Source organism: Flagellimonas marinaquae, from assembly GCF_003992675.1.
Classification (GTDB): domain Bacteria; phylum Bacteroidota; class Bacteroidia; order Flavobacteriales; family Flavobacteriaceae; genus Flagellimonas; species Flagellimonas marinaquae.
This window is the reverse complement of the sequence record NZ_RZMZ01000007.1, coordinates 337,292-351,583: the sequence shown is the minus strand read 5'-3', so window position 1 is coordinate 351,583 and position 14,292 is coordinate 337,292. Positions and strand designations below refer to the sequence as shown.

At 43.7% G+C, this 14,292-nt stretch carries 17 protein-coding genes; 13 read left to right on the top strand and 4 right to left on the bottom strand.

Annotation, left to right across the window (positions count from 1 at the left end; translation table 11 throughout):
• Positions 1–55: 55 nt before the first annotated feature.
• Positions 56–946 (top strand): RimK family alpha-L-glutamate ligase, encoded by an 891-nt coding sequence (locus EO130_RS05070; RefSeq protein ID WP_127140437.1) that lies wholly within the window; start codon positions 56–58, stop codon positions 944–946.
• A gap of 8 nt (positions 947–954) precedes the next feature.
• Here EO130_RS05070 and EO130_RS05065 read toward each other — a convergent pair whose 3' ends face one another.
• Both EO130_RS05065 and EO130_RS05060 read right to left on the bottom strand, forming a co-directional pair.
• Complete coding sequence (locus EO130_RS05065; RefSeq protein WP_127140436.1) at positions 955–1,383, bottom strand: hypothetical protein; 429 nt, start codon at positions 1,381–1,383, stop codon at positions 955–957.
• Positions 1,384–1,566: 183 nt separating this feature from the next.
• Positions 1,567–1,956, bottom strand: coding sequence for a DUF2721 domain-containing protein (locus tag EO130_RS05060; RefSeq protein WP_127140435.1), 390 nt, complete (start codon positions 1,954–1,956; stop codon positions 1,567–1,569).
• Positions 1,957–2,035: 79 nt separating this feature from the next.
• Here EO130_RS05060 and EO130_RS05055 point away from each other — a divergent pair, with 79 nt between their 5' ends.
• The 4 genes from EO130_RS05055 to EO130_RS05040 all read left to right on the top strand — a co-directional run bounded on the left by EO130_RS05055 (position 2,036) and on the right by EO130_RS05040 (position 4,880).
• Positions 2,036–3,328, top strand: coding sequence for an aminopeptidase P family protein (locus EO130_RS05055; protein WP_127140434.1), 1,293 nt, complete (start codon positions 2,036–2,038; stop codon positions 3,326–3,328).
• A gap of 39 nt (positions 3,329–3,367) precedes the next feature.
• Positions 3,368–3,547, top strand: coding sequence for a hypothetical protein (locus EO130_RS05050; RefSeq protein WP_127140433.1), 180 nt, complete (start codon positions 3,368–3,370; stop codon positions 3,545–3,547).
• Between the two features lie 68 nt (positions 3,548–3,615).
• Positions 3,616–4,245, top strand: a complete 630-nt coding sequence (locus EO130_RS05045; protein ID WP_127140432.1) for a cation efflux transmembrane domain-containing protein — start codon at positions 3,616–3,618, stop codon at positions 4,243–4,245.
• Positions 4,246–4,274: 29 nt separating this feature from the next.
• Positions 4,275–4,880 carry a class I SAM-dependent methyltransferase gene (locus EO130_RS05040; protein ID WP_127140431.1) on the top strand — a complete coding sequence of 202 codons (606 nt, stop codon included), beginning with the start codon at positions 4,275–4,277 and terminating at the stop codon, positions 4,878–4,880.
• Here EO130_RS05040 and brnQ read toward each other — a convergent pair whose 3' ends face one another.
• Positions 4,881–6,188 carry a branched-chain amino acid transport system II carrier protein gene (gene brnQ / locus EO130_RS05035; protein ID WP_127140430.1) on the bottom strand — a complete coding sequence of 436 codons (1,308 nt, stop codon included), beginning with the start codon at positions 6,186–6,188 and terminating at the stop codon, positions 4,881–4,883.
• Between the two features lie 241 nt (positions 6,189–6,429).
• Between brnQ and EO130_RS05030 the strand changes: the two genes are divergently transcribed.
• Positions 6,430–6,684: a hypothetical protein gene (locus tag EO130_RS05030; protein ID WP_127140429.1), complete on the top strand. Its 255-nt coding sequence runs from the start codon at positions 6,430–6,432 to the stop codon at positions 6,682–6,684.
• 121 nt (positions 6,685–6,805) lie between these two features.
• On the opposite strand, the gene thiL is transcribed toward EO130_RS05030, so the two are convergent.
• Complete coding sequence (gene thiL, locus EO130_RS05025) at positions 6,806–7,852, bottom strand: thiamine-phosphate kinase (protein WP_127140428.1); 1,047 nt, start codon at positions 7,850–7,852, stop codon at positions 6,806–6,808.
• Positions 7,853–8,099: 247 nt separating this feature from the next.
• Here thiL and EO130_RS05020 point away from each other — a divergent pair, with 247 nt between their 5' ends.
• The 7 genes from EO130_RS05020 (at position 8,100) to EO130_RS04990 (ending at position 14,292) form a co-directional block, all read left to right on the top strand.
• The gene (locus EO130_RS05020; RefSeq protein ID WP_127140427.1) at positions 8,100–8,429 is read left to right on the top strand and encodes a HesB/IscA family protein; all 330 of its coding nucleotides are present in this window, start codon (positions 8,100–8,102) and stop codon (positions 8,427–8,429) included.
• 40 nt (positions 8,430–8,469) lie between these two features.
• Positions 8,470–9,915 (top strand): Fe-S cluster assembly protein SufB, encoded by a 1,446-nt coding sequence (gene sufB, locus EO130_RS05015; RefSeq protein WP_127140426.1) that lies wholly within the window; start codon positions 8,470–8,472, stop codon positions 9,913–9,915.
• A gap of 87 nt (positions 9,916–10,002) precedes the next feature.
• Entirely contained in the window at positions 10,003–10,755 is a 753-nt protein-coding gene (gene sufC / locus EO130_RS05010) for a Fe-S cluster assembly ATPase SufC (protein ID WP_127140425.1), read from the top strand.
• 30 nt (positions 10,756–10,785) lie between these two features.
• Positions 10,786–11,193: a four helix bundle protein gene (locus EO130_RS05005; RefSeq protein WP_127140424.1), complete on the top strand. Its 408-nt coding sequence runs from the start codon at positions 10,786–10,788 to the stop codon at positions 11,191–11,193.
• A 40-nt stretch (positions 11,194–11,233) separates the two neighbouring features.
• Positions 11,234–12,550, top strand: coding sequence for a Fe-S cluster assembly protein SufD (sufD, locus tag EO130_RS05000; protein ID WP_127140423.1), 1,317 nt, complete (start codon positions 11,234–11,236; stop codon positions 12,548–12,550).
• Positions 12,551–12,576: 26 nt separating this feature from the next.
• The gene (locus EO130_RS04995; RefSeq protein WP_127140422.1) at positions 12,577–13,803 is read left to right on the top strand and encodes an aminotransferase class V-fold PLP-dependent enzyme; all 1,227 of its coding nucleotides are present in this window, start codon (positions 12,577–12,579) and stop codon (positions 13,801–13,803) included.
• Between the two features lie 66 nt (positions 13,804–13,869).
• Positions 13,870–14,292, top strand: coding sequence for a SufE family protein (locus EO130_RS04990; protein WP_127140421.1), 423 nt, complete (start codon positions 13,870–13,872; stop codon positions 14,290–14,292).

Below are 14,292 nucleotides of genomic sequence, written 5' to 3'. Positions count from 1 at the left end.
ATCCCGGAAATTTGACCGATATTACCCATTGAATCCAAAATCAATCCAAAGAAACATGGATGTTGCCATTTTATCGGTAAGCCTTACTGTGTATTCCACAGCCAGGATTGCCGAGGAATTTGAAAATGCAGGGCATTATGTGGAGCATGTGGACCACACCAAATGTTCGGTGCAACTGGGCGGTAACCGGCCGGAAATTTTTGTGGGAGCGGAGAACATCACCGATGAGTTTGATGCCATTGTTCCAAGGATCGGGACAACGGTGACCCGTCATGGAGCGGCCATTGTAAAACAATTTGAACTGAACCATGTTTTTACTACCGCCAAATCGTTGGGCATCACTCGTGCTCGAAACAAGGTCGCTACTTTACAGATGATGTCCCAAAAGGGGATACCTGTGCCGAGAACTGTGTTTTCCATCAATCCTAACAATGTTGAGGACCAAATTGAGCTTTTGGGCGGAGCTCCCGTCATTATAAAACTACAGGAAGGAACACAGGGCAAAGGGGTCATTTTGGCCGAAAGCAAAAAGTCGGCAAAATCCGTGATTGATACCCTTTACAACATGAATACCAGTATTTTGCTACAGGAATATATTGCAGAGGCCAATGGAGAAGATCTTAGGATAATAGTGGTGGGCAACAAAATTGTGGCTAGTATGAAGCGTACCAGTGGATTGGACGATTTTAGGTCCAATGTGCACCGAGGCGCCAACGTGGAAGCGGTACAACTAACGCCACGTGAAAAGTTCATGGCCATTAATGCCACCAAACATTTGGGACTAGGTGTCGCAGGAGTGGATTTGATACGATCCAAAAATGGTCCATTGTTGATTGAGGTGAATGCATCTCCTGGTCTAAAGGGCATCGAAGCTGCTACCGGAATCAATGTGGCCAAACACATTGTGCATTACGTAGAAAAAATGGGAAGAAAAAACAGCAAGTAATTTTGGGGTTAAGCCGAAAGATCAATTTTTTCACTCACCTTGGCCAAACTCCATTGAATGGCGTCCTCCAAATTGGAAAACTGCCTTATTTTGTTCCGGAAGAACATTTTTTCCAATATGACACTGGCTAGGCCACCGTTGTTATAAGCCACAATGGAATAAAATTCCAAATGATGTCGGTTTTTGTAGAATTTGAGCCAATCGGTGGGCACCACGGAATAATCGTTGATTCGGTTGCTGATGTACGCAACAGGTTTGTCCTTTCCCAAAATTTCGTAAGCCACACGGATTATTTTTTCGGCCTTGTCCCAATCAAAGGTGGTTCCTTCGCTCATTTCAGAGATGACCAATCCGTCAAAAAAGTAAAAAACACCGAATTCGTACTCCCGTACCTCCTTGATTTTTTTAAAAAATGCCAAATCCCTTACCCGTTGCATATCAATTTAAATGTGATAAATCCTTAATTACGGGATCAAAGGTACATGCGCAGAAAGGTATTTTTGGGCACCGATTGACCGATGCCCCTTCCGAATTGACGTATGCTGCTTTTCAATTGACGGATGCTGTTTCGGCAGAAACAAAACACGAAAAATTCTTACATATTCTGTTGGAATAGCTGATTAATTCTCCATGTTTTTTAGCTGAATGCCGAGTGCTTTTGTGGATAGTTGCACCTCCAAGAGGGAAAGAATCAAAGAAATCATCAAAAAAACCAAACTGATGCCGAAAATTACGTTGGCCCAGACCCGCATTTCCACATAAGTCAAGAACATGGTGATAGCGGCCAACAAAAAACTGACGATGGCGGTGGCCTGCATGTTCTTGATGATGCCCAATCGGGTCCGTAATTGATTGATCTGTTGTTTTAACGGTGGTGCCGAGGTTTCCTCGAACTGTTTGTGCAACTGACGTATCAGTGCTGCTATGGCCAAGTAACGAGCGTTGTAGGCGAGCATTGTGAGCGAAATAGCAGGAAAAAGTAGGGCGGGAATACTTAGGTTGAGCTCCATTTTATCAGTTTGAAAGGAAAGGTAAGGATTTGTCTTCGGTAACGCAATTACCTACATTTGAGCTAATCAAATCACAACTATGAAATACACGCAGATAGACAGCAACCTTTTTATAAAGAACCGCAAAAAATTTGTGGCCCAAATGCGACCTAAAAGTATTGCGGTGTTCAACTCCAACGATATTTACCCCATTGGTGCCGATAGTACCTTGCCTTTTGAGCAGGATCGTGATCTTTTTTACCTCAGCGGAGCCGACCAAGAGGAAACCATTTTGCTGCTCTTTCCGGATGCCATGGACCAAAAGCACAGGGAAATTCTTTTTGTGCGGGAAACCAACGACCATATCGCAGTTTGGGAAGGCGCCAAACTCACTAAGGAAAAAGCAACGGAGGTTTCGGGCATCGAAACTGTGTATTGGCTTACCGAGTTTGACAAGATATTTTTTGATCTGATGACCGAGGCGGATACCATCTACTTCAACACCAACGAACATTACCGCCAGGCGGTAGAAACGCAAACCCGGGAAGCCCGCTTTATTGAAAAGGTAAAGAAAGAGTACCCTGCGCACCAATGGGCCAAGAGCAATCCCATTTTGCAAAATATTCGCGGCGTCAAGGAACCGGAAGAAATCGAACTGATGCAAAAGGCCTGCGATATTACCGAAAAAGGATTTAAAAGGGTGCTGAAATTTGTGAAACCGGGCGTATGGGAGCACGAAATCGAGGCCGAATATCTGCACGAATTTATTCGGAACCGCTCCAAGGGATTTGCCTATAGTCCCATCATTGCTTCGGGCAACAATGCCAATGTGCTCCACTATTTGGAAAACAACAAGCAGGTGAAGGACGGCGATATGATCTTGATGGACCTTGCCGCAGAATATGCCAACTACTCCAGCGACATGACCCGTACCATTCCAGTGAACGGAAGATTCACGGCCAGACAAAAGGAAGTGTATAGCGCAGTACTTCGTGTAAAGGAGGAGGCAACCAAAATGTTGGTGCCCGGAACCCTGTGGGCCGAATATCATAAAGAGGTGGGAAAACTCATGACCTCCGAATTGATAGGACTTGGATTGTTGGACAAGGCCGATGTGCAAAATGAAAATCCAGACTGGCCTGCCTACAAAAAGTACTTCATGCACGGTACCAGCCACCACATCGGATTGAACACCCACGATTACGGGGAGTTGAAAAAACCGATGAAAGCCAATATGGTGTTCACCGTGGAGCCCGGTATTTACATTCCCGCCGAGGGAATGGGTATCCGTTTGGAAGATGATGTGGTCATCCAAGAAAAGGGAGAGCCCTTTAATTTGATGCGCAACATCCCTATCGAAATCGAGGAAATCGAAGAATTGATGAACAATTAACCAGATTCTAATTTTAGGATTTGGGATAAATAAAGAAGGATGCGAACGAGCCTAATTTGGTTGATGCAACAATCGACCATCGAAAAAAAGATGGAGGAAGCTCCTGATAGCGCTTACGAAATTGGGGTGGTTATCGGGAGTTACCTCCCCTTCGTAGTGTTGGCAGGCATTGCGTATGCCATTTATCACTACAATAAAAAGAGGAGAGAACAGGAATAGGCCAGACGTTGATCGCATTCAGCGACCTGTCGGGAGCATTCCATCAAAAAACACAATGTTAGCGTAGTATGTCAGATCAGAAAAGACTGTATCGAACGGCTTTTGCCCTTGCCCTGTTCACCATTTTTTACAATGTGGCCGAAGGGGTTATCTCTACCTATCTTGGATTTGAGGATGAGAGTCTTGCGCTTTTTGGTTTTGGAACTGACAGTTTTATCGAGGTTATCTCTGGTTTGGGCATTGCTCATATGATCCTGCGCATTCAACGAAACCCCGATAGCAACCGCGACAATTTTGAGCGAACTGCCCTTCGGATTACAGGAATGGCATTTTACCTGTTGGTCGTAGGGTTGGTGGTTACCAGTATTTACAATATTTGGACGGGACACAAACCATTGACCACCTTTTGGGGCGTTGTCATTTCAAGTATTTCCATACTGGTGATGTGGATTTTGGTCTGGTGGAAACGGAAGGTCGGGCATGAGCTCAATTCCGCTCCCATATTGGCAGATGCCAATTGCACCTTGGTTTGTGTGTATATGTCGGTTATCCTATTGGTCAGCAGTGGCATCTACGAACTTTTTAAAATTCCTTATATAGACAGCATAGGCACCTTGGGGTTGGCCTATTTTGCTTTTTCCGAAGGAAGGGAATGCTTTGAAAAGGCACGTAGCAATAAACACTGTGCCTGTGATTAAAGGCAGCGTATTAAATAAGAAATCAATTCATGGATAGTAAAGAACATTGGGAAATAGTTTATGGCACCAAAACGCCTGAGGAAGTTAGTTGGACACAAGAGGTGCCGCAAATTTCCTTGGATCTTATCCATTCCCTGTCCCTGAAAAAGAAGTCAAAAATCATTGACGTGGGCGGAGGCGACAGCAAGTTGGTCGATTTTTTGCTGGATGAAGGTTTTGAGGATATTACCGTGTTGGACATTTCTGGAAAGGCATTGGAGCGCGCCAAAGAACGATTGGGCGAACACGCTAAAAAGGTAACATGGATACAGGCTGATATCATCTCATTTGAACCAAAAGAAAACTACGAATTATTGCATGACCGTGCCGCTTTTCATTTTTTAACGGAGCCTAAGCAGATTCAATCTTATGTGGATTTGGTGAACAATTCAGTTCATGGACATTTGATTATCGGCACTTTTTCTGAAAAGGGACCGGAAAAATGTAGTGGTCTTCCTATCAAACAATATAATGTGGGTCTAATGGAAGCTACTTTCCAAGAATTTGAAAAGATGGAATGCCAAACCGAACATCACCAAACACCATTCGGGACAACACAACATTTTCTCTTTTGTAGTTTTAAAAGAAGAAGGTAATCATTTTTTGAAGGCTGCCCCATTTTTAAAAATCAGATTTGCCACAACAAAAGTGACCGCTGCTGGCAATACCCAACCTAATTGATGCTCGCTTAACGGAATCCAGTTCGCAGAAGGAGCAATTACCTCTCCCCATCCCATGCTCCCCATAAAATCGGGGATGCTGAAAATTGCGGTGACCAAAACAACACTCTTAAATACTTTATGTGAAGTCCATATGCCGGGAGCGGCGTTCAACAAAATCAAAACGATGGTGATAGGATAGATGAACATGAGGGCAGGGACCGCTACCAAAATAATGTAGCCCACATTGAATTGCCCAATGAGCACCCCGAGCACACAACCCAAGAATGCGGTGATGCGATACGCCCAAATGGAATCGTTAAAACGACCTTTTATAAAATCGGAGGTGCCCGTAACAATGCCGACAGCAGTCGTGAAGCAAGCCAAACTCACCAAAACACTAAGGAAAAGATTGGCAGTGCTTCCCAAGGTTGTGGTACTGATGCCCCTCAAAAGCGTGGTTCTAGAGATATCGGCATCAAACGTATTTCCAAAAACGGATCCCGTAAGAATAAGTCCGCCGTAAACCAAAAACAATCCGATTCCCGCCCACAATCCAGCTCGACCAATCAGCCTGCGCTTTTCTTCAAACGAAGCGGTTTTTTCCTTTAGATTGATGGATATTATGATTACCGCACCTACGACCACGGCACCAATGGCATCAAAGGTTTGATACCCTTCCAATATGCCTGAACTAAATGGACGGTCCATGGCCGATGGGACCATTGCAAAATCAAAACCAAAGACAGCCGTGCATATCATTACTATTAAAATGATAAGAATGCCCGGGGTCAACAATTTGCCCAAAGCATCCAGCACCTTACTGCGATTGATGGCAAACAGGAACACCAACAAAAAATAGACAAGGCTTGTGAGCCAAGAGGGAGAGTCCCAAAAAGGCTGTATGGCCATTTCGTGGGTAACCGAAGCCGTTCTTGGCGAAGGCAATGCAATGGCAATAGCATAGATAATATAGCAGTAGATGATACTGAAACGGGGCGATACCTTTTTGCCAAAATCAAATAAGGTGCCTTGCAATTTCGCGTGCGCCACAATGCCCAAAATAGGAATAAGCACCCCCGAAATGCAGAACCCCAAGGTAACGAGCCACCATAGATTGCCCGACTTGAAACCTAGGAGTGGAGGTAAAACAAGGTTGCCCGCGCCAAAAAAGAGGGAAAAAAGGGCAAAAGCCGTAATCGTTAACGATTTTTTATTGATGGGTTGTTGATAATTTGTTTTCAATATGGTATCTTACAAAAGTGTTTTTGAGCGGAAAAAGACGGCTTTTCAACGATTTTATGGTATTTCATCGAAAAAAAAGTTTTATCGAGATAAAGGTGAAATAAAAAGTTATCAACATCCGTTCCTATAAAATAAACGTATTAAACTCATATTTCTATAACATAAAACTACGAACCAAATTAAGCATTTTTCGAAGCCCCATTTCGTAATCCAGTGCTTTTCTCCAAAACAACACCAGCTTATGAAAACAACTACTACGCAACATGGCAACAAATTTTCTTCCTTCTTCTGCAGTTTGTTCGGCCATCATTACGTGGTTTCCAAAAAGGTAACCCAGCACATTAAGGAGTACAAATGCATCCATTGCCAAAAACAGGTCACAACGGACGTGAGCGGAAAACTCTCCGCGTTGACGCCTCAAATGCAAGAAATCAACAGTACGTTGGAAGATATGTACAGAAAACGCAAAAACAGGGTAGTGCACCAAGTGGCATAGCCCATTTTTTGTTTTAGGAAAAGGCCCAAATCTTATCCCGGAAACTTAAGTTATTACCTGCTGCTAATGGTTGCGTGCCCCAATGCCATGATGTAGGGAAGTCTTGATTTTCGGGATTTTTTTATGTGTTGAACGAATTCCAACCCTGTGCGGTAATCGGAATCTTGGTATTGGCCCTGCTCACTAAATGGATACCTTCGCTCTTTTCGGTCATGTGGCCGATAACCGTTAAATTGGGATTCCCCTTGATTTTTGGAAAATCCGCCTGGTCAATCGTAAACAATAACTCATAATCCTCCCCCCCGCTCAAGGCAATCATGGTGCTGTCCATTTTAAATTCCTCGGACGCCGAGATCACCGTAGGGTCCAATGGGATCTTATCCTCAAAAACATTGCACCCTGTATCGCTCTGCTTGCACAAATGGATGACTTCTGAGGAAAGCCCATCACTGATATCGATCATGGAGGTTGGTTTCACCTCCAGTTTCTTGAGCAGATCCACAATGTCCTTTCTAGCTTCGGGCTTTAATTGCCGTTCCACGATGTAGGAATACGGCTCAAGATCGGGCTGACTGTTGGGGTTGACCTTGAAGACCTCCTTCTCCCGCTCCAAAACCTGAAGGCCTAAATATGCGCCTCCAATATCTCCGGTTACTACCAGCAAATCGTTCGGTTTGGCTCCTTTACGGTAAACGATGTCGCTTTCATCTGCCGCGCCGATGGCCGTTACGCTAATGATCATTCCCCGTGTGGAGGAGGTAGTATCTCCCCCTACCAAATCAACATTGTACAATTTGCACGCCAAGGCAACGCCAGCATAAAATTCTTCAAGTGCCTCCAACGGAAACCTATTGGAAATAGCCAACGAAACCGTTACTTGGGTTGCCACGGCATTCATGGCATAGACGTCCGAAAGGTTGACCATAACCGACTTATAGCCCAAATGCTTAAGGGGCATATAGCTCAAGTCAAAATGAACACCTTCCACCAACATATCGGTGGTAAGAATGGTTTTTTTGCCGTTATAGTCCATAACGGCAGCGTCGTCACCCACCCCGATAATGGAGGAGGGTTGATGGAGTTCAAAGTTTTTGGTAAGATGTTCTATTAGGCCAAATTCGCCCAATTCTTCCAATGAAGTTCGCTCTTGATTCTTGTCTTCTAGCATTTTGCAAAAATAATGAGGATTATCGTAAATTTAGGTTTCGGGCGAAACATAAATTTTTTTTGAAGGAATTATGGCGTGGTCATAAAAAAAGCTTGTGGAATCCCCATATGCAGGCACTATAGGCAAACCAATGCCGTTTTCCATAGGAAACACCTATTGAATCATACGTTATAATAATGTTAGTTACTATGGTAAAACCCTTCTTATAAAGTATATTTGTGGGCTATTTAGATTAAATACAAGTAAGATGATTAAGGTTTCGGAATCGGCCAAGCATAAAGTAGTGTCTCTCATGACCGAGGAAGGTTTTGATGCGACCACCGATTTTGTGCGTGTTGGCGTAAAGAGCGGAGGGTGCAGTGGATTGTCTTATGAATTGAAGTTTGACAAATCCGCAGCGGATACAGATAAAGTTTTTGAAGATAATGAGGTGAGAATCATTGTCGATAAAAAAAGTTTTCTGTACCTGATAGGCACCACACTGGAATATTCTGGAGGTTTGAACGGTAAAGGTTTTGTGTTCAACAATCCCAATGCCCAAAGAACCTGCGGATGTGGAGAAAGTTTTTCACTATAAACATTGACTAAAAGCCTGTAATTGGCTAACTTAAAGATATATGGCTTATACAGAGGAAGAATTAAAGAAAGAACTGGAAACCAAAGAATACGAGTATGGTTTCTACACAGATATTGAATCGGATACCCTTCCCAAAGGGTTGAACGAGGACATTGTGATTGCCATTTCAAAAAAGAAGGAGGAACCTTATTGGATGACCGAGTGGCGATTGGAAGCGTTTCGTGCCTGGCAGGAAATGGAAGAACCCGAATGGGCCAATGTGAAATATAAGAAGCCTGATTTTCAGGATATTTCCTATTACTCTGCTCCCAACAAGAAGCCCAAATACAATAGCTTGGACGAAGTCGATCCAGAATTGTTGGAGACCTTCAAGAAGTTGGGAATTTCGGTGGACGAACAAAAGAAATTGGCAGGGGTTGCCGTGGATATCGTAATGGATTCCGTTTCCGTGGCCACTACGTTTAAAAAGACCTTGGCAGAGAAAGGAATTATTTTCTGTTCCATTTCCGAGGCCATCCAAGAGCATCCCGAATTGGTGAAGAAATACTTGGGAAGTGTGGTGCCACAAAAGGACAACTTTTATGCGGCATTAAATTCCGCAGTATTCTCCGATGGCTCTTTCTGCTATATCCCTAAAGGGGTGAGGTGTCCGATGGAACTTTCCACCTATTTCCGTATCAATCAAGCGGGAACGGGACAGTTCGAGCGAACCCTAGTGGTTGCCGAAGAAGGCAGTTATGTGAGTTACCTCGAAGGTTGTACTGCACCCATGCGTGACGAAAACCAATTGCATGCTGCAGTGGTAGAGCTGATTGCTTTGGACAATGCAGAAATCAAATATTCCACTGTACAAAACTGGTACCCTGGAAACAGCGAAGGTAAAGGAGGCGTGTTCAACTTTGTAACCAAACGAGGTCTTTGTGAAAAGAATGCCAAGATTTCTTGGACACAGGTAGAAACTGGTTCTGCCGTTACTTGGAAATATCCATCCTGTATCTTAAAAGGAGATAACTCCATCGGTGAGTTCTATTCCATCGCCGTGACCAATAATTTTCAACAGGCCGATACAGGGACCAAAATGGTTCACTTGGGCAAAAACACCAAGAGTACCATTATTTCCAAAGGAATTTCTGCTGGTCAGTCACAAAACAGCTACCGGGGACTGGTACAGGTAAACAGCCGTGCCGAAAACGCAAGGAACTTCTCGCAATGTGACTCCTTGTTGATGGGCAACCGTTGCGGAGCGCACACCTTCCCTTACATCGAGGTCAAGAATAAAACGGCACAGATAGAACACGAGGCCACCACTAGCAAGATTGGTGAAGACCAGATTTTTTATTGTAACCAAAGGGGAATCGATACCGAAAAAGCCATTGCGTTGATTGTAAACGGATTTAGCAAGGAAGTGTTGAACAAACTCCCTATGGAATTTGCCGTAGAGGCTCAAAAACTGTTGGAAATCAGTTTGGAAGGCTCGGTTGGATAGCTTGGACTGCGCTCAGTTACCACATTTAGACAGAAGATTGAGCAAAGTCGAAATCACAATTATTAAGTAAGAATACAATTTTACAAGATGCTAGAAATAAAAAACTTACACGCAAGCGTAGAAGATAAGGAAATCCTAAAAGGAATCAACTTAAAGGTGAATGCAGGGGAAGTCCATGCCATTATGGGCCCCAATGGTTCCGGGAAAAGTACATTGGCCGAAGTTATTGCAGGTCAAGAAGAGTTCGAGGTTGGAGAAGGAAGTATTCTCTTGGAAGGAGAAGATTTGGGGGAGCTTTCACCTGAGGAAAGAGCCCATAAAGGAGTTTTTCTTTCATTCCAATACCCAGTGGAAATCCCAGGGGTGTCGGTGACCAACTTTATGAAGACCGCCATCAACGAATCCAGAAAAGCAAAAGGCTTGGAAGATATGCCAGCCAACGAAATGCTTAAAAAGATACGTGAGAAGTCCGAAATGTTGGAAATTGATAGGAAGTTCCTTTCACGTTCCTTGAATGAAGGCTTCTCCGGTGGTGAAAAGAAGCGTAACGAGATTTTCCAAATGGCGATGATGGAACCCAAATTGGCCATTTTGGACGAGACCGATTCCGGTTTGGACATCGATGCCCTTCGTATCGTGGCCAATGGCGTGAACAAATTGCGCGGTAAGGATAACGCCATCATTGTCATTACGCACTATCAACGTTTGTTGGAATATATCGTTCCCGATTTTGTACACGTACTGCACAATGGAAAAATTGTAAAATCCGGAACTAAGGAATTGGCCTTGGAGTTGGAAGAGAAAGGATACGATTGGTTGAAAGAGGATGCTGTAGTTTAGGAGTTTCACGTTTAATGTTGTTCCTAATCAATGGCTACCATAAAGAGATTTGAAGATTTAGGAATCTGGCAGGAAGCCAGAAAGCTATGCCAAGATATCATCCGTATCGCAAATGATACAGAATTAAAGAATCATTTTAGACTGAGGGATCAGATAAAGGCGTCATCAGGTTCTGTAATGGACAATATCGCTGAGGGCTTTGAGAGGGATGGCAACTTGGAATTCAGACAATTTCTTTCTATTGCAAAAGGTTCTGCCGGTGAAGCAAGATCACAATTGTACCGAGTTTTTGATAATAATTATATCACCGTTGATGAACTGCAAAAACTGACTTCGGAATACGAAATCCTAAGCCGGAAAATTGCAAACTTCATCAACTATTTGAATAAAAAGGATTTTAAAGGAGTAAAGTTTAAGGAGAATCAGCTTGAAACCTGAAACCTGAAACCTGAAATCCTTAACCTGAAACATTAAAAAAATGGATTTAAAGGAAAAATTAGTCTCCTCTTTTTTTGCTTTTGAGGACGGAATGGATCTGGACCACCCAGTTCACGAAGAGCGTTCCCATGCCATCAAAAATTTTGAGGCCAAGGGTTTTCCCACCAAAAAAGAAGAAGCTTGGAAATATACCTCATTGAAAGGATTGCAGAAAGTGGATTTCAGCATCTTTCCAAAACATGAGACTTCTTTGGAATACAAGGACGTCAAAAAATACTTCCTACACGAAATCGATACGTATAAAATCGTATTCGTAGATGGGGTGTATAGTTCCTACCTATCAGAAACAACACATGACGGGGTGGATGTCTGTTTGATGAGCTCTGCGTTCAGCAAACCAATGTATCAGCCTATAATTGAAGTGTATTTCAACAAAGCGGCTTCCAAGGATGAGTCGTTGACATCGTTGAACACGGCATTTTGCAAAGAAGGCGCCTACATCTATATCCCAAAGAACAAAATGCCCAAGAAGCCCATCCAAATTCTCCATTTGGCCACGGGCAACGAGGCAGCTTTAATGTTACAGCCACGTAATTTGATCGTAGCCGAGGACAATGCAGAGGTCCAGATCATAGAACGGCACCAAAGCTTAACAGGCAACGAAGTGTTCACCAACTCCGTAACCGAAATTTTTGCCGGGAAAGATGCCATCATCAATTATTACAAGGTACAAAACGATGAATCCACCGCGTCTTTGGTCGACAACACCTATATCTCCCAAAAAGATAATAGTGTGGTACGGGTTCACACCTTTTCTTTGGGCGGTAAATTGATTCGCAACAACCTGAACTTTTATCAGAATGGTGAGCGCATCGATTCCACCTTGAAAGGGGTGACCATTTTGGGCGACAAACAACATGTGGACCATCACACCTTGGTGCACCACGCACAGCCTAATTGTGAGAGCCACCAAGATTACAAAGGGATTTTTGGCGATAGCTCCACCGGTGTGTTCAATGGAAAAATCATTGTGGACAAGATTGCCCAAAAAACGGATGCCTTTCAGCAGAACAACAATATTTTGTTGAGCGATAGGTCCACCATCAACTCAAAACCCCAATTGGAGATTTTTGCGGACGATGTAAAATGCTCGCACGGATGTACCATTGGCCAGTTGGATGAAGAAGCATTGTTTTATCTGCGGTCAAGGGGAATCCCTAAAAAGGAAGCCAAGGCCCTATTGATGTATGCTTTTGCCAACAACGTATTGGAAAGTGTACGAATCCCCGAGTTAAAGGCGCGAATCAATAAGATTATCGCCAACAAATTGGGAGTGCGTATGGGTTTTGACTTATAACCTGATTTTTTTGCCATAAGCTTGCTATGATAGAGACCACTTTGGACATACAGACCATTAGAAAGGACTTTCCCATCCTTCACAGAAAAGTGAATGGGCAGCCCTTGGTATATTTGGACAATGCGGCTACCTCGCAAACACCACAGCAGGTAATCGATGTGATTGTGGACTATTATCAGGGCTATAACGCCAACATTCACCGTGGGGTGCACACGCTGTCACAAGAAGCCACGGATGCCTACGAAGCTGCCCGTCAAAAAATCCAGACGCATTTCAATATTGCGAAGGCACACGAGGTAATTTTTACTTCAGGAACCACGGATGCCATTAACTTAGTGGCCAATGGTTTTACATCGTTCTTGAAAAAAGGGGATGAGGTATTGGTCTCTGCCATGGAGCACCATTCCAATATTGTGCCGTGGCAAATGCTATGTGAACGCACAGGAGCGACCCTGAAGGTAATCCCCATGAACTTGAATGGGGAGCTTATCATGGAGGAATACCATAAGCTACTGTCAGAAAAGACGAAGTTGGTGTTCTGCAACCACGTATCCAATGCATTGGGCACGATCAACCCCATAAAGGAGATTATAGACGCCGCCCACCAAGCAGGAGCTGCGGTTTTAATTGACGGGGCACAAGCCGCACCACACATTAAAGCAGATCTCCAAGCCTTGGATGTGGATTTTTATACCGTTTCTGCACACAAAATGTGCGGGCCAACGGGTGTAGGAATCCTGTACGGAAAAGAGGAATGGCTCAATAAATTGCCACCCTATCAAGGAGGAGGCGAAATGATTGCCGAGGTAACCTTTGAAAAGACCACCTATGCCGATCTGCCCCATAAATTTGAAGCCGGAACACCAAATATTTGCGGCGGAATCGCTTTTGGGGCTGCTTTGGACTATATGAACCATATCGGTTTTGATGCCATTGCCCAATATGAAAATGAATTGTTGCAGTATGCTACCGAGCAATTGCTCACTATTGACGGTCTGAAGATTTATGGTACCGCGACCAACAAAACTTCGGTCATCTCTTTTAATATCAAAGGGATACACCCGTATGATATCGGTACCATTGTGGACAAACTGGGCATCGCCGTCCGCACCGGACACCATTGTGCGCAGCCCATCATGGACTTTTATAAAATTCCCGGTACGGTAAGGGCCAGTTTTAGTTTTTACAATACCAAGGAAGAAGTGGACCGATTGGTGGAAGGGGTAAAACGCGCCAAAAATATGTTGTTATAGCCAAAGAGAAGGCACAAACACTTGAATTGAAGTACACTGGGTTGTACTTTTGAACAAAACAATCGCATGACCATAAAAGAGATACAGGAAGAGATAGTAGACGAGTTTTCCATGTTCGACGACTGGATGCAACGGTACGAGTACATGATAGAGCTTGGAAAGTCCCTTCCTTTGATAGAGGAAAAATATAAGACCGATGACAACATCATTAAAGGTTGTCAGAGCAAGGTGTGGGTACACGCCGAACTGCAGGGCGATAAATTGGTTTTTACAGCAGATAGTGATGCCATCATCACCAAGGGCATTATTGCCATATTGATTCGAGCTTTCAGTCATCAAAAACCACAGGACATTATCGATGCCAATGTGGATTTTATTGATGAAATCGGACTAAAGGAACATTTGTCCCCTACACGAGCCAATGGATTGGTGAGTATGATCAAGCAACTCAAATTGTATGCAGTGGCTTATCAAACACAGTTAAAATAA

Bases quoted from the DNA above. Each gene is read 5' to 3' on its own strand.
- EO130_RS05070 (WP_127140437.1), top strand. From the start codon at position 56: ATGGATGTTGCCATTTTATCGGTAAGCCTTACTGTGTATTCCACAGCC.
- EO130_RS05065 (WP_127140436.1), bottom strand. From the start codon at position 1,383: ATGCAACGGGTAAGGGATTTGGCATTTTTTAAAAAAATCAAGGAGGTA.
- EO130_RS05060 (WP_127140435.1), bottom strand. From the start codon at position 1,956: ATGGAGCTCAACCTAAGTATTCCCGCCCTACTTTTTCCTGCTATTTCG.
- EO130_RS05055 (WP_127140434.1), top strand. From the start codon at position 2,036: ATGAAATACACGCAGATAGACAGCAACCTTTTTATAAAGAACCGCAAA.
- EO130_RS05050 (WP_127140433.1), top strand. From the start codon at position 3,368: ATGCGAACGAGCCTAATTTGGTTGATGCAACAATCGACCATCGAAAAA.
- EO130_RS05045 (WP_127140432.1), top strand. From the start codon at position 3,616: ATGTCAGATCAGAAAAGACTGTATCGAACGGCTTTTGCCCTTGCCCTG.
- EO130_RS05040 (WP_127140431.1), top strand. From the start codon at position 4,275: ATGGATAGTAAAGAACATTGGGAAATAGTTTATGGCACCAAAACGCCT.
- EO130_RS05030 (WP_127140429.1), top strand. From the start codon at position 6,430: ATGAAAACAACTACTACGCAACATGGCAACAAATTTTCTTCCTTCTTC.
- thiL (WP_127140428.1), bottom strand. From the start codon at position 7,852: ATGCTAGAAGACAAGAATCAAGAGCGAACTTCATTGGAAGAATTGGGC.
- EO130_RS05020 (WP_127140427.1), top strand. From the start codon at position 8,100: ATGATTAAGGTTTCGGAATCGGCCAAGCATAAAGTAGTGTCTCTCATG.
- sufB (WP_127140426.1), top strand. From the start codon at position 8,470: ATGGCTTATACAGAGGAAGAATTAAAGAAAGAACTGGAAACCAAAGAA.
- sufC (WP_127140425.1), top strand. From the start codon at position 10,003: ATGCTAGAAATAAAAAACTTACACGCAAGCGTAGAAGATAAGGAAATC.
- EO130_RS05005 (WP_127140424.1), top strand. From the start codon at position 10,786: ATGGCTACCATAAAGAGATTTGAAGATTTAGGAATCTGGCAGGAAGCC.
- sufD (WP_127140423.1), top strand. From the start codon at position 11,234: ATGGATTTAAAGGAAAAATTAGTCTCCTCTTTTTTTGCTTTTGAGGAC.
- EO130_RS04995 (WP_127140422.1), top strand. From the start codon at position 12,577: ATGATAGAGACCACTTTGGACATACAGACCATTAGAAAGGACTTTCCC.
- EO130_RS04990 (WP_127140421.1), top strand. From the start codon at position 13,870: ATGACCATAAAAGAGATACAGGAAGAGATAGTAGACGAGTTTTCCATG.